Source organism: Streptomyces sp. NPDC033180, from assembly GCF_055577645.1.
In genome coordinates, this window is record NZ_JBVIPU010000005.1 from 416,779 (window position 1) to 431,351 (window position 14,573).

General features: G+C 67.0%; 9 protein-coding genes. 3 read left to right on the top strand and 6 right to left on the bottom strand.

Going from position 1 to position 14,573, the window contains the following annotated elements; all coding sequences use genetic code 11:
- Position 1 precedes the first annotated feature (1 nt).
- Complete coding sequence (locus tag ACZ5WE_RS18475; protein ID WP_467689167.1) at positions 2-556, top strand: DUF6114 domain-containing protein; 555 nt, start codon at positions 2-4, stop codon at positions 554-556.
- Entirely contained in the window at positions 546-1,910 is a 1,365-nt protein-coding gene (locus ACZ5WE_RS18480; RefSeq protein ID WP_467689169.1) for a hypothetical protein, read from the top strand. Before ACZ5WE_RS18475 ends, ACZ5WE_RS18480 begins: the two co-directional genes overlap by 11 nt.
- Positions 1,911-2,028: 118 nt before the next feature.
- On the opposite strand, the gene pyk is transcribed toward ACZ5WE_RS18480, so the two are convergent.
- From pyk to pta, 3 genes are all read right to left on the bottom strand, one after another.
- The gene (gene pyk / locus ACZ5WE_RS18485; RefSeq protein ID WP_467689171.1) at positions 2,029-3,459 is read right to left on the bottom strand and encodes a pyruvate kinase; all 1,431 of its coding nucleotides are present in this window, start codon (positions 3,457-3,459) and stop codon (positions 2,029-2,031) included.
- A 110-nt stretch (positions 3,460-3,569) separates the two neighbouring features.
- Positions 3,570-4,781, bottom strand: coding sequence for an acetate kinase (locus ACZ5WE_RS18490; protein WP_467689173.1), 1,212 nt, complete (start codon positions 4,779-4,781; stop codon positions 3,570-3,572).
- A 64-nt stretch (positions 4,782-4,845) separates the two neighbouring features.
- Complete coding sequence (gene pta, locus ACZ5WE_RS18495; RefSeq protein WP_467689175.1) at positions 4,846-6,924, bottom strand: phosphate acetyltransferase; 2,079 nt, start codon at positions 6,922-6,924, stop codon at positions 4,846-4,848.
- Positions 6,925-7,225: 301 nt separating this feature from the next.
- Between pta and ACZ5WE_RS18500 the strand changes: the two genes are divergently transcribed.
- The gene (locus ACZ5WE_RS18500) at positions 7,226-8,251 is read left to right on the top strand and encodes a 6-phosphofructokinase (protein ID WP_467689177.1); all 1,026 of its coding nucleotides are present in this window, start codon (positions 7,226-7,228) and stop codon (positions 8,249-8,251) included.
- A gap of 39 nt (positions 8,252-8,290) precedes the next feature.
- Here ACZ5WE_RS18500 and ACZ5WE_RS18505 read toward each other — a convergent pair whose 3' ends face one another.
- The 3 genes from ACZ5WE_RS18505 to ACZ5WE_RS18515 all read right to left on the bottom strand — a co-directional run bounded on the left by ACZ5WE_RS18505 (position 8,291) and on the right by ACZ5WE_RS18515 (position 14,507).
- The gene (locus tag ACZ5WE_RS18505) at positions 8,291-9,034 is read right to left on the bottom strand and encodes a helix-turn-helix domain-containing protein (RefSeq protein WP_467689178.1); all 744 of its coding nucleotides are present in this window, start codon (positions 9,032-9,034) and stop codon (positions 8,291-8,293) included.
- Positions 9,035-9,814: 780 nt separating this feature from the next.
- Positions 9,815-10,381, bottom strand: a complete 567-nt coding sequence (locus ACZ5WE_RS18510) for a hypothetical protein (RefSeq protein WP_467689180.1) — start codon at positions 10,379-10,381, stop codon at positions 9,815-9,817.
- Between the two features lie 181 nt (positions 10,382-10,562).
- A complete protein-coding gene (locus ACZ5WE_RS18515) occupies positions 10,563-14,507 on the bottom strand; it encodes a DUF6531 domain-containing protein (protein ID WP_469157296.1) in 3,945 nt (1,314 codons plus the stop codon).
- Between the last annotated feature and the right edge of the window lie 66 nt (positions 14,508-14,573).

The following is a 14,573-nucleotide window of genomic DNA, read 5'->3' on the forward strand; positions in this document are numbered from 1 at the left end:
CATGAGCGCCGAAGCGCAAGTGGGACTGGGCGACAAGCTCGGCCGGATGCGCCGATCGTTCCGAGGGTGGCGCGGTCAGCGCCCGTTCTGGGGTGGTCTGCTGACGTTGCTCGGCGGCATCCCGATCATGTACTTCCCGTACGCGAACCTCACGATCGGCACCATGACGATCCGGATGGCGACGACCGCCGGTGCCGGTTCGCTGATCATCGGCGTCCTGCTTGTCGTGCTCGGCCTGACCATGTGGTTCCAGCCGCATTCCCGGATCTTCGCGGGTGTCGCGGCGATTCTGCTCGCCCTGGTCTCTCTGGTGGTCTCCAACTTCGGCGGCTTCGTCATCGGCTTCCTGCTCGCTCTGCTCGGCGGTGCCCTCGGCATCTCCTGGGCGGCGGCCAAGCCGGTGAAGGGATCCGCGAAGCAGCGGACCGAAGGCTCTGACGACGGGGCGCCGGAGCCCGCGGCCGCGGGGGCCGCGAACGGGGTGAGCGGCACTACGGACGATCTGTCAGGAACGAGCCCGGACAACGGGACGAACGGGAGGCACCGTGCCGGCTGACGAGGTGCACCAACTGGACTCCGCGGGGGAGCCTCGCGCGAGATCCGGGCCGCGCCACGCGGCACCCAGAAAGCCGCTCCTCACCCGCCTGCACGTCCCGGCGGGCAAGGCGATAGCCATCGCGGCCATGCCGACCGCGGTCCTCATGGGCATGGGCCTGACCCCCCAGCTCGCGCAGGCCAAGCCGCTGCCGAAGAACCCCTTCCAGGACGGCCCGTGCGTCACGGCGCCGGACGACGCCTCCAAGGACACCGAGAAGGAAGCCGACAAGGCTGCCGAGGAGAAGGCGGAGAAGGAGAAGGCGGAGAAGGAGAAGGCCGAGAAGGAGAAGGCCGAGAAGGAGAAGGCCGAGCAGGACGCGGCCAAGAAGGACGAGGCCGCCGAGCCGACGCCTTCGCCCTCCGCCGGTGACAAGGCGGGCTCGGACTCCGGCAGCTCCGACAGCGGCGACAAGGCCGAGCCGACCCCGTCCCCTTCGGACGGCAAGGACGACAAGGCCGAGGAGCCCGCTCCCGAGCCCTCCGAGACCAGGAACCCGCTGGACCCGCTGGGTGTCGGTCCCGCGCTCAAGGACCTCTTCACGCCCGACGAGAAGGAGTCCGCGAGCCCCACGCCGACCCCCTCCGCCTCCAAGGAGAGCAAGACCTCCGAGGAAGAGGCCAAGGACTCGGCGAAGGACACGGTCGACGACGTCACCAAGCCCGTCAAGGACACCGTCGACGGAGTCACGGACGGCGTCAAGGACGGTGCCGACAAGGCCGGGGACGCGGTCGACAAGGCCGAGGAAGATGCCGAGAAGGCCGCCGAAGAGGCTGCCGACAAGGCCAAGGCCGAAGAGTCCGCGGACCCGATGGCGCCGGACGAGAACGGCAAGAAGCCGTTCCCGTGCGTGGTCGAGAAGAAGGTCGACGGAGAGGCGGAGCAGACGCCCGCGCCGATCCCGAACCAGCCGTGGAACCTGGAAGCCAGCTCACTCACCCTCAAGGGCGCGGACTACCAGGGCGTCGTGAACCTGACGATGCCCAACGGCAAGACCAAGCAGGCCCTGAAGTACGTCGTCCAGAACACGGACATCGGCGACCTGCACCAGATCGTCGAGGGCCCGGCCGGCAAGAAGTACCACGTCCAGGCCGAGAAGGGCTCCACGTCCACCATCCGTGGCGGCGAGACGACGATGTACACCGAGTCGATCTCCGGCAAGCTCTTCGGCCTGATCCCGATCACGTTCGACCCGGAGCACCCGCCGCCCCTGAACATCCCGCTGATCTACTTCACGGACGTGAAGGTGCAGCAGGCAGGCCAGTTCGGCGGCAACCTGCACGTCCCCGGCCTGAGCCAGACGATCACCGACTGATCCTCGTAAGATCACCGGCCGGTCCTCTCCAGCCTCCCCCGGGAGCCGCAAAAGCGCTGAGGGCGCCCCCTGTCGCAGGGGGCGCCCTCAGCGTCGTATCCGACGAGAACCAGGAGTCCTAGTCGCGGCCGACGCCGCCCAGGTGGTGCACCCGGACCATGTTGGTGGTGCCGGGGACGCCGGGGGGCGAACCCGCCGTCATGATCACGGTGTCGCCGTCGTTGAAGCGGTTCAGCTTGACCAGCTCGGCATCGACGAGGTCGACCATCGCGTCGGTGTTGTCGACGTGCGGCACGACGTACGAGTCCACGCCCCAGCTCAGCGTGAGCTGATTGCGGGTCGCCTGGTCGGTGGTGAAGGCCAGGATCGGCTGGGCCGCGCGGTAACGGGACAGACGACGGGCCGTGTCACCGGACTGCGTGAAGGCGATCAGCGCCTCGGCGCCCAGGAAGTCCGCGATCTCGCACGCGGCACGCGCCACCGAACCACCCTGCGTACGCGGCTTCTTGCCGGGCACGAGCGGCTGCAGACCCTTGGAGAGCAGCTCTTCCTCGGCCGCGACGACAATCTTCGACATCGTCTTGACGGTCTCGATGGGGTACGCGCCCACGGACGACTCGGCGGACAGCATGACCGCGTCCGCGCCGTCCAGGATCGCGTTGGCGACGTCGGACGCCTCGGCGCGCGTGGGGCGCGAGTTGGTGATCATCGACTCCATCATCTGGGTCGCGACGATCACCGGCTTGGCGTTGCGGCGGCACATCTCCACCAGGCGCTTCTGCACCATCGGGACCTTCTCGAGCGGGTACTCGACGGCCAGGTCACCACGGGCGACCATGACGGCGTCGAAGGCCGCGACGACGCCCTCCATGTTGGCGACGGCCTGCGGCTTCTCCACCTTGGCGATGACGGGGACCCGGCGGCCCTCCTCGTCCATCACCTTGTGGACGTCCTTGACGTCACTGGCGTCGCGCACGAAGGACAGGGCGACCATGTCGCAGCCCATCCTCAGGGCGAAGCGCAGGTCCTCGACGTCCTTCTCGGAGAGCGCGGGCACGTTCACGGCCGCGCCGGGCAGGTTGATGCCCTTGTGGTCGGAGATGACACCGCCCTCGACGACGATCGTCTTCACCTGCGGGCCGCTCACCTCGACGACGCGCAGCTCGACGTTGCCGTCGTTGATCAGGACCTGGTCGCCCTTGGAGACGTCACCGGGCAGGCCCTTGTAGGTGGTGCCGCAGATGGACTTGTCGCCGGGGACGTCCTCGGTGGTGATGGTGAACTCGTCACCGCGCACCAGCTCGACGGGGCCCTCGGCGAAGGTCTCCAGACGGATCTTCGGACCCTGCAGGTCGGCGAGGACGCCGACGGCACGGCCCGTCTTCTCGGCAGCGGCACGGACGCGGTCGTACCGCCCCTGGTGCTCGGCGTGCGTGCCGTGGCTGAAGTTGAAGCGGGCCACATTCATGCCGGCTTCGATCAGCGAGACGAGCTGCTCTTCGGAGTCGACGGCGGGGCCCAGCGTGCAGACGATTTTGGAACGGCGCATGGGGGCGATCCTATCGGTTTGTTTCGCTACGGAATATTCCGTCTGGTGGAATCTACAAATGGGCGGAAGTGCGCTCAGGCGTTGCGGTAATGAATTGCTGAGAACTGCGGTTATGACGGGTTTCCGACCAGTGCGTAGGTCTGCTGCGCGATCTCCAGCTCCTCGTCGGTGGGGACGACGGCGACCGCGACCCGCGCGTACTCCGGCGAGATCAGCCGCGCCTCGTCGGAACGTACAGCGTTGAGCTCTCCGTCGACCGCGAGCCCCAGCTCCTCCAGACCCGCGACGGCAGCCTCCCGCACGGGCGCCGCGTTCTCACCGACCCCCGCCGTGAACGCGATGGCGTCCACCCGGCCGAGCACCGCGTAATAGGCGCCGATGTACTTCTTCAGACGGTGGATGTAGATGTCGAAGGCGAGCGAGGCGGCCTCATCACCCTCATCGACCCGACGCCGGATCTCCCGCATGTCGTTGTCGCCGCAGAGACCGACCAGACCGCTCCTCTTGTTGAGCAGGGTGTCGACCTCGTCGATCGACATCCCGCCGACGCGGGCCAGGTGGAAGACGACCGCCGGATCCACGTCACCGGAACGGGTACCCATCACGAGCCCCTCAAGCGGCGTGAGCCCCATCGAAGTCTCCACGCACCTGCCGCCCCGCACGGCGCTCGCGGACGCGCCGTTGCCCAGGTGCAGCACGATGACGTTCACCTCCTCGGGCGCCTTCCCGAGCAGCTCGGCGGTCCCGCGGGACACGTACGCGTGCGACGTCCCATGGAAGCCGTAGCGCCGCACGCGGTGTTCATCGGCGGTGGCCACGTCGATCGCGTAGCGCGCCGCCGACTCCGGCATCGTCGTGTGGAACGCCGTGTCGAAGACGGCGACCTGCGGGAGGTCCGGGCGCAGCGCCTGTGCCGTGCGGATGCCCGTGATGTTCGCCGGGTTGTGCAGCGGCGCCACCGGGACGAGCCGCTGGATCTCCGCGAGCACCTCGTCCGTGATGACGGTCGGCGCGGTGAACCTCAGGCCGCCGTGCACCACGCGGTGGCCGATCGCGGCCAGCTCGGGGGAGTCGAGGCCGAGCCCGTCGGCGGTCAGCTCGGCGGCGACCGCCTTGAGGGCGGCCTCGTGGTCGGCGATCGGCTCCTCGCGCTCACGCTCGTCGCCGCCACCCGTCAGAGGGGTGTGCTTGAGCCGCGAGGTCTCCTCGCCGATGCGCTCGACCAGGCCGACCGCGAGACGAGAGCTGTCCCGCATGTCGAGCAGCTGGTACTTGACCGACGAGGAGCCGGAGTTGAGGACGAGGACGCGGGTGGCGGTCACGGGGAGGTGCTTTCTGTAGGCGTTTTACGGAGTTGGATATCTGTCATCTGATATCTGTCATCGCTCAGACGGTGACGGAGCCCTGGGCCTGGATCGCAGTGATCACAACCGTGTTCACGATGTCCTGCACGAGAGCACCCCGTGACAGGTCGTTGACCGGCTTGCGCAGGCCCTGCAGAACCGGTCCGACGGCGATCGCGCCCGCCGAGCGCTGCACGGCCTTGTAGGTGTTGTTGCCGGTGTTCAGGTCCGGGAAGATCAGCACGCTGGCCTGGCCCGCGACCTCCGAGTCCGGCAGCTTCGTCGCCGCGACCGAGGGTTCCACGGCGGCGTCGTACTGGATCGGACCCTCGATCTTCAGGTCGCCCCGGCTCTCCCGCACCAGCTCGGTCGCCTCGCGCACCTTGTCGACGTCGGCGCCCGAACCCGACGTACCCGTCGAGTACGACAGCATCGCGATCCGCGGCTCCACCCCGAACTGCTCGGCGGTGGCGGCCGCCTGGACCGCGATGTCGGCGAGCTGCACGGCGTTCGGATCCGGGTTCACCGCGCAGTCGCCGTACACGAGGACCTTGTCGGCGAGGCACATGAAGAAGACGGACGACACGATCGAGGCGTCCGGCTTGGTCTTGATGATCTCGAAGGCGGGCCGGATGGTGGCGGCCGTGGAGTGAACGGAACCCGACACCATGCCGTCGGCGAACCCTTCCTGCACCATCAGGGTGCCGAAGTAGTTCACGTCCGCGACGACGTCGTACGCGAGCTCGACGGTGACGCCCTTGTGGGCGCGCAGCTCGGCGTACTTGGTGGCGAACGCGTCCCGCAGCTCGGCGGTCTGCGGGTCGATGAGCTGCGATCCTGCGAGGTCGACGCCGAGGTCGGCGGCCTTCTTGCGGATCTGCTCGACGGGGCCGAGCAGCGTCAGGTCGCAGACACCGCGACGAAGGAGTACGTCGGCGGCGCGCAGGACGCGCTCCTCGGTGCCTTCGGGCAGAACGACGCGGCGCTTGTCGGAGCGGGCCTGTTCCAGGAGCTTGTGCTCGAACATCATCGGCGTGACGCGGTCGCTGCTGGGGGCCTGGATGCGGGTGCGCAGCCCGGCCGTGTCGACGTACCGCTCGAAGAGCCCGAGGGCCGTCTCCGCCTTGCGCGGCGTGGCGGCGTTCAACTTCCCTTCCAGGGCGAAGAGTTCACCCGCGGTGGGGAAGGAGCCGCCGGATACCGCGATGACCGGGGTGCCGGGCGCGAGGCGGTCGGCGAGCTTCAGGATCGCCTCGCCCGGCTGTTCGTTGAGGGTGAGCAGGACGCCCGCGATGGGCGGCGTACCGGCGCTGTGCGCGGCGAGCGAGCCCACGACGAGGTCGGCGCGGTCGCCGGGGGTGACCACCAGGCAGCCCGGGGTCAGGGCGTTCAGGAAGTTCGGCAGCATCGCGCCGCCGAAGACGAAGTCGAGCGCGTCACGCGCGAGCCCCGCGTCGTCGCCGAGTACGACGCGGCCGCCGAGCGCGTGGGTGATCTGGGCGACCGTCGGCGCGGCGAGGGCGGGCTCGTCCGGCAGGACGTAGCAGGGCACGGGGAGGCCGGCCGCGAGGCTTTCGCGGATCTCGTCGCGGTCGGCGGGCGCCACCCGGTTGGTGACCATCGCGAGGACGTCGCAGCCCAGGCTCTCGTACGCGCGGTAGGCGTTCCGCGTCTCGGCGCGGACGGATTCGGCGGTCTGGTTCTTGCCGCCGACGACGGGTATCACCGAGGCCCCGAACTCGTTGGCGAGGCGGGCGTTGAGGGACAGCTCGTCCGGGAGCTGGGTGTCGGCGAAGTCCGTGCCGAGCACGAGGACGATCTCGTAGTCCCGCGCCACCCGGTGAAAGCGGTCGACGAGCTGGGAGACCAGCTCGTCGGTGCCCTGCTCGGCCTGGATCGCGGAGGCCTCGTGGTAGTCCATGCCGTACCCGGACGCGGCGTCCTGCGCGAGCCGGTAGCGGGCCCGCAGGAGATCGAAGAGACGGTCAGGACCGTCGTGGACGAGCGGACGGAAAACCCCCACCCGGTCGACCTGACGGGTCAGGAGTTCCATGACTCCCAGCTCGATGACCTGGCGGCCGTCGCCCCGGTCGATCCCGGTCACGTACACGCTGCGCGTCACGCGTGCTCTCCCCTTCTTCGCTGCGGTGTCCCTGCGTGCCCGGCGGGACCGGGCGAGGTCGCTCAGGGCCGGACAAATGACCCGATATGGTTGCCGTGCCCTGTTGACAATACCTCTGTGGCTGGCTAGGTCGCCCGCCGGACGAAAGGCCTCGTGGAGCGGGCCCAAGGGCCTCCTCCCCCGGAATGGGCGGAGCAGCCGTGGGCCGGGAGTGCTTACTGTGTGAGCAGCGACCCCTGCGCGGTCATGGAACAATCGGACCGGCTCACACGCATCAACAGCGAGCAGGAGACACAGCACGATGCGCATCGGAATTCTCACCGCAGGCGGCGACTGCCCTGGCCTCAACGCAGTGATCCGGTCGGTCGTGCACCGAGCCGTCACGCACTACGGCGACGAGGTCATCGGCTTCGAGGACGGTTACGCGGGTCTGCTCGACGGCCGCTACCGCTCCCTCGGTCTCAACGAGGTCAGCGGCATCCTCGCCCGTGGCGGAACGATTCTCGGCTCATCGCGCCTGGAGCGCGACCGCTTCCGGGCTGCCTGCGAGGACGCGCCCGCGCTCGCCAAGGAGATCGGCTTCGACGTCCTGATCCCCATCGGCGGCGAGGGCACGCTCACGGCCGCGAAGATGCTGTCGGACGCGGGCCTGCCGGTGGTGGGGGTCCCGAAGACGATCGACAACGACATCTCCTCCACGGACCGCACCTTCGGCTTCGACACCGCGGTGGGTGTCGCGACGGAGGCGATGGACCGCCTCAAGACGACGGCCGAGTCCCACCAGCGCGTCATGGTGGTCGAGGTCATGGGCCGGCACGCGGGCTGGATCGCGCTCGAGTCCGGCATGGCGGGCGGCGCCCACGGCATCTGCCTCCCCGAGCGCGCCTTCGACCCCGCTGACCTGGTGAAACTGGTCGAGGAGCGGTTCTCGCGCGGCAAGAAGTTCGCGGTGATCTGTGTGGCGGAGGGCGCGCACCCGGCCGACGGCACCATGAACTACGGCAAGGGCGCGATCGACCAGTTCGGCCACGAGCGCTTCCAGGGCATCGGCACGGCGCTCGCATACGAGCTGGAGACCCGCCTCGGCAAGGAGGCCAAGCCGGTCATCCTCGGTCACGTCCAGCGCGGCGGCACCCCGACGGCGTACGACCGCGTCCTCGCCACCCGCTTCGGCTGGCACGCGGTGGAGGCGGCGCATCGCGAGGACTTCGGCCGCATGACGGCGCTGCGGGGCACGGACATCACCATGGTGCCGCTCGCGGAGGCGGTCACCGAGCTGAAGACGGTGCCGAAGGACCGGATGGACGAGGCGGAGTCGGTGTTCTAGGGGCGGTCTCCCTCCTGGCCGGGGTTGTCTCAGCCCCGGCTAGCGCCCCCGTCCCCCGTCTCCGTCCCCCGTCCCTGTCCCCCGCACCTGGGCCCAGAAGTGCTCGAGGATCTTGTCCAGGAAGTCCTGCCCGGCGCTCCCCGACGCGTCGGCCCCGGCGCCGCCGCCCCAGCTGAGCGTCCGCACCATGCGTGACTGGTAGTCGGCGTGCAGCTGCTGGAGAACATCCTCGAGATGCCGCTTTCGCACGGGCAGCATCTTGCTGACGGGCCGCACGTAGCCCTGCCAGCGGGTGGTCACCGCCCGGCGCAGCAGATCGGCGAGGTCGTCGGCACGCCCGGTGACGCTGATGAAGTCGGGCAGCGGGAGTTGCAGCACCTCGGCGAGGGCGGCGGACTGCCGCTCGTTGCCGCGCCACGTGTTGGTCTCCTCCATGTGCAGATAGACCTGAATCTCCAGCCCTGACCCCCGGGCCACGTCCTCGGGCGCGAGTCCTCGGGCGAGCCGGTGCTCGCGCAGGGTGGTCGCGGCGCCCATGAGCTCCCCCGGCGAGCACCACAACGTCCCCGCCAGGGCGGTGAGCTCGACGGACGTGGGCGCGGCGAGCCCGCGTTCCCAGGCGGCGATGGTGTCGGGGGTGATGTAGGAGAGCCCATAGCTCGCCCGCATTCCATAGGCGACATGCCCGTGCGCCATCCCCAGGGCCTCGCGGAGGCGCCGGGCGACGGGGAAGTTGAACGGGGGTGTGGGCTGGTGCGGTGGTTGGCTCGGTTGCACGGGCACACGGTATGGGGGCGGGGGGCTGGCGACTACGGTGCGTTCATACGAGGTTGCGGATTGGTACGAAGCTACGGGGGGGGTCCCGGTCCGGCGAGCCACACGGATCTTGAAGCCACGCTTTGACCCTTCCGTTCGGGGCGGGTGTCCACCGGCCGGCGTCGATGGCCGTGGCGCCGAAGCGCGCGTCGAGTCCGGAGTCTCAGGACTCAGATGAAGCAAATAGCGCTCGGTGGTAAAGCCGAGTCTCTCTGCGTTTTTGTAGAACTGCTTGTCGTTTGTGATGACGGAGAGGCCCTCTTGCTGCACGGAATGCAGGACGGAGGCGTCGGCGTCATGTATTACGGGTCTGAATTACCTTTCCGCATGGCTTTTAGTCTGCCTTGAATGTCTGCGACGCCTTCAGGTGTGGAGTCAGGGCCCATCCGTCCACCGCGCTCTGAAAGCCACTTGTTGATCGCTTCCGGGGAATGCCCGTCATCCAATAGCGTCGCCCCCGCGCCCACGGGCGCGGGGGCAGGGCGCAGGGCGCAGGCGAGGATCCCCATGACCGGATCCCCGAAGTCCCCGATCTCCCGCACCACTTCGAGGAGCCGCGCCACATCGCTCTGCCGTGTAGACACGAACTCCCCCAGGGACACGTCCGGCAGGTCCCGGCTGCGGCGACAGCGCCGATCTCGACGATGCCGCCGAGCGGGGCGAAGACGGAACGGGCGAGCATGTCCTCGGGGACAGTCGCGCTGCAGGAACCTGTGGGTATCGAACAGGGAACCCCGCAAGTCGACTTCATCTGTAGGAAAGATCACCGCCCGCTTCGATGAACTGGTTGATCAAGTCATTCCCTGGGGCCCCGCCCAACACATCTCCTGGCAGGGCGACGCTGTCCAGGATTTCCGGGAGCGAAGACCGGGCGGTGAAAATGACAAGTCCGCCGTGTGTGGTCTTGTCGACCGGGAGGACGGGCATGAAACCCAGCTCCAGGGAAATCTCGACGTACAGTGAGACGATACGCCGTCGAAAACCCTCCATCTGGGGAGAGTTGGCGGTTTCGGAAGCAAGAGTGAAGTGGGTCTCGAGGATCTGAGCCACGGTTGACCAGGCGGCGATGTCTGTCTCGGCGGAGGCGATTCCGATGGCGAATCCAGAACTTCGACGCAATAGCGGTCGGACTCGATCGTAGAGTTCCCCCCCGACCTCGTCCAGCTTCTCCAGGCGAGACTCCAGGTACGGCCTGCTGGGGAAGGATCGGAGGCTGGTCCTGCGCGTCACCTTCTTGATTGTCCGGGAGGCGTCGTTGAGCTCCTGTTCCTCTTCAGGTGGAGCCTCGAGTAGGCGCGTGGACCAGGTGAACACGGCACGGCCATGGAGTAGCGGGCGGAGGCGACTCCAACAAGAGAACTCGGCGGAGGGTTCCGAAAGAAGCCAAGCCGAACCGACCGAATCGGGGAGATCCTCCAGCGCGTCAAGCCGTGAATTCGCACCGCTCCCGCTCCATGGAGATCGACCAACTACCGTGACACCATCAGCGGATCCCTCATCCTGCACCCCTCGGCCTCCCTTGCAATCCATATCCGGAATTCATGTCGCCGTAGTATACGTGTTCGCCGTTGGGGCCGTGATAGTGCGGAAGTGACCACTGAGGTTGGGCGCCGTCAGTGAAATGGTGGCCGTTGGCGTGGTGGTGAATATTTACGAGGTTTCCTTGCGAGTCGATTGCGGTCACCTCTTCCCAGGGTTCCCCGCGAGGGCCCGTCAGGTTGGGATTCCGTCCCCACATCGGTTGCCTTGAGACCAGCGACGGATCAGATACGTCGAACCGCCTGAGTACTTCATTGAAGGCTTCATCATGACTGCCCAAACGCACGTCCCCGCGTGGGGCGTCCAAAGGAATGTGACTGTCCGGGCCCCCCGTCTCGTAGGGACTCAGCCCACTTGGGTCCGCCAGCACGTGGGGGTTGTCGACATACGTACTCGAGTTTGGGGCGGGCGCAAGACCCAGGGGGTCAGGCGTGGTGTAACGCCCGAGTTCCGGGTCGTAATAGCGAAAGCAGTTGTAATGCAGGCCGGTTTCAGGGTCGAAATATTGGCCAGGGAAACGCAGCGGTGTGTACGCGCTGCTGTTACGCGGCCACGTGGTCACGCCCCAGGCCGTCTTGCGTGCGCGCCACGCGATGCCGCCTGATTCATCCACCAGTTCGCTGGGGGCGCCGATCAGATCGGTGACGATGGCGAAGAATCGGGAATCGACTTCTTTCTGGGTCGCCGAGTCGAGGAGGCGTTCGGTCTGAGCGACTGGCTTCAGGCCGTCGTGCTCCCAAGTGAGCACGACGGGATGAGGAGCATCGGACGACACGGTGATCTGCTCGGCAAGGGTGTACCCGTCCCAAGTGAAGGTGATCTCCTCAGCCACCTCGCCGCAGTCATGGAGGCACCGCTTGGAGATGCGCCGACCATATGGGTCGTATCGATAGCGCCACGCTGTGCCGTCCGGCAGGGTGGCCGACACGAGCCGGTCTTCCGAGTCCCAGACGTATCGCCACACGTCTGGCTTGCGGGAGACCCGCGTTCTGCGTCGGGCGATGACACGTCCCGCGGCGTCGTACTCGTAGCGCACTGTGCCGGCGCCGAGCACGTGGCTTCCGTCATACCGGCGCTCGCCTTGAAGCTGGTCTTCACCGGGCTGGTGCGGCCAGGAGGCGCGCGTCTGGTTCCCCAATTGATCGTAGGCATACTTTTCGCTCCAGCCGTGGGCGTCGACCCCGGTCACTCGCCCGATGGCATCGAGGCCGATGGAAATGTCGCCTTGAAGCGGGTCCTCCATGGCAGAAAGCCGGCCATCAGGTGAATAGAAGTACGACCTGCGCTGGATCAGGCCCCGGGAGCCGTCGCTCAGTGTCTGATCGGTCAGGCGTCCGGCGGCGTCCCGCCCCTGTGTCAGGGAGAGGGTGTTACTCAGGAACCGCTCGATCTCGCGACCGGCTTCATCGTAGGAGAATCTCAGGGCGCGGCCCGATGAGGCAATGGAGACTTGGCGCCCGGTCACGTCGTGCGTATACGTCGAATGCGCGCCAGTAGGAGTCGTTCGGCTGGTACGACGACCGACGACATCGTAGGTAAGGGACAGCGCCTCACCGTCTACAGTCTCTTTGAGGAGCCTGCCTGCCGCGTCGTACTCCCAGGCCAGTTCAGAGTCCGGGCCAACGGTGCGTGTCCGCCGGCCCGTGGGGTCGTATTCGTACCGAGTGCGCATCCCATCGGCGTACTTTTCGACGATGCGACCCATCACGTCGTATTCGAAATTGATGGACTGCCCCAGAGCATTGACCCGCTCAGTCACTCTTCCCGCCGCGTCGTGCACGTAGCTGAGAGTGCGATCATCGAAGTCTGTCTCAGATATCAGGCGGCCGACCGCGTCATAGTAGTAGTCCCAGGTCTCACCCCTCGGGTTCACCACCTGGGTCAATCGTAGAGCGGCGTCATGTTTGAAGACGTATCGCGCTCCGTCGGCGTACGTGCGAGCGGCGAGGAGGTCGAAGTGTGTGTACTCGTAGGAAGTTACCGCTCCTGAAGCGGAGGTATGACTGACGCAGTTGCCCTCGCCGTCGTACGTCCACGACTCGGAATTTCCCTCCGGGTCGACCCGGCGAGCGAGTTTCCCTTCGATTGTCCACTCCATGCATGTGGCCTGGGAAAGCGCGTCGATAAACTTGGTGACCCGCCCAAAGGGATCGTACTCGTATCGAATTGTGGCGGAGAGCGGATCCGTCACTTCAACTGGAAGCCCCGCCGGGTTGCAGCGCACCCGTGTCGTCGAATCGTGGGCGTCAATGACAGCCGTCAGGTGACCACGTGCGTCGACCATGCTTCGAGTCGTGGCGCCCGCCGGATCCGTGGTGCTGACTCGATTTCCCCGTTCGTCGTACTCCGCCGACCACGTCGAGCCATCTGGGAGAGTGATGGTGACCGGCTGTCCCAACTCGTTGTAAGCGAAGCCTCTTGTGCTTCCATCGGCGTGGGATACCAAGAGCGGTCGCCCTTGAGCATCATTGAGGAACTCAGTCCTGGAACCGAGTGGGTCGGTGCGGGAGAGAACCTCGTGACGAGTTCCGTACTCGACTCGGGTGATGCCGCCACGAGCATCGACTTCGCCGACCACCAGGCACTCGTCGTTGATGGCGAATCGAGTGACGGCGCCCTCGGCGGTGGTGAGGGTGGTGATGCGACAGCCCGGCCAGGTCTCGTCCGTCCCGTCGTAGTCGAGAGTGAGAGCGATGTGCCCGGCTTCGCCACCTTCGGCTATGCAGCGATCCTGGTCGTCGTAGGTGTAGTCGTAGCGGCTGTGGTTGGTGTCCGTCCAGGAGGTGGCGCGCAGCCGATCGTCGTACGTGAACTTCAGGGACGATCCGGAGGAGTTGATGACTTCCGTGAGATTCCCGTCGGTGTAGCCGTACCGCTTGATCGTGGCGTCTGAGCCGTCTTCGGCTCCCCCTGCCAGGTACAGCCCAGTGACTCGTTCCTCTTCGACCAAGAGCTTGAGGTGATAGCCGCCAGAGTGCCGGACCGCGAGCGGTACGCCGTCGCTGTCGTAGTCGAAGTCAATGGTGTTGCCGTTGCGGTCGGCTATGCGCTCCACGAGTGCCAGGCCCTCGGTCGGGGTGCCGAAGTAGCGGCTGTGCCCCGTGAGTGGGTCATCAATGCGATAGCCGCCGTTGTCCAGGCGGACGAGGGGCCAGCGGGGACCCACCTCTGGCAGCACTGCCGTCTGGGACGTGTCGGCGTGAGGGTAGGCAAGCAGCAGGCCGTCTTCGGAGACGAACACCACCCCCTGGTGGTCGACTTCGAGGCGCTGGTCGATAGTGGAGGACCATGTAGGGCCGAACCACCAGCCGGTGCGGTAATCGGAGGCGACGCGACGCCGGAAGGCCAGCGGGAGGGCGCCGGGCAGTTCGATGTCGGTCTGCGGCAGGAACATCTGGCCGGTGGCGAGGTCGACCGGGTCGGTCAGCTTCTTCCAGACCGCCTTGGCGCCGCGTGCGAATGCGTCTTTGCCCCGGCCGAGCATGCTGCGTGCGCTCTTCAGACCCTTGAGGCCGCCCTTCAGGCCCTTCATGCCCTTGGCGAGGCCGCGGAGGCTGGTCAGTCCCTTCATGCCGGGTATGCAGTCCAGGGCGGCGAAGGCGACGTCGAGTAGGCCTGCTTCTCCGTTGGCGTATTTGTGGAGGGTGTCGGCGAGGACGACGAGGGCGGCGATGAGGACGATGGCGCCGAGGATGGGGCCGCCGATGATCATCGCGATGACGCCGAGGACGGCGACGACGACTTTGCAGACGGCGACGATGGTGTCCCAGTTGTCGGTGACCCAGTCGCCGACTTCTTCCCACCACTTGCGGTTCTGGATGCCCGCGTCGGAGGCGTCTTCCAGCTTCTTCTTCGCCGTGCCGGCGGCGTCTTCGCGCATCTTGCGGGCGTCCTCGGCCATCTTCTTCGCGGCGTCGAGGTTGTTCTTGGCGGCGGAGACGTCCGACTGGGCGGTTGTCTGGGCCTT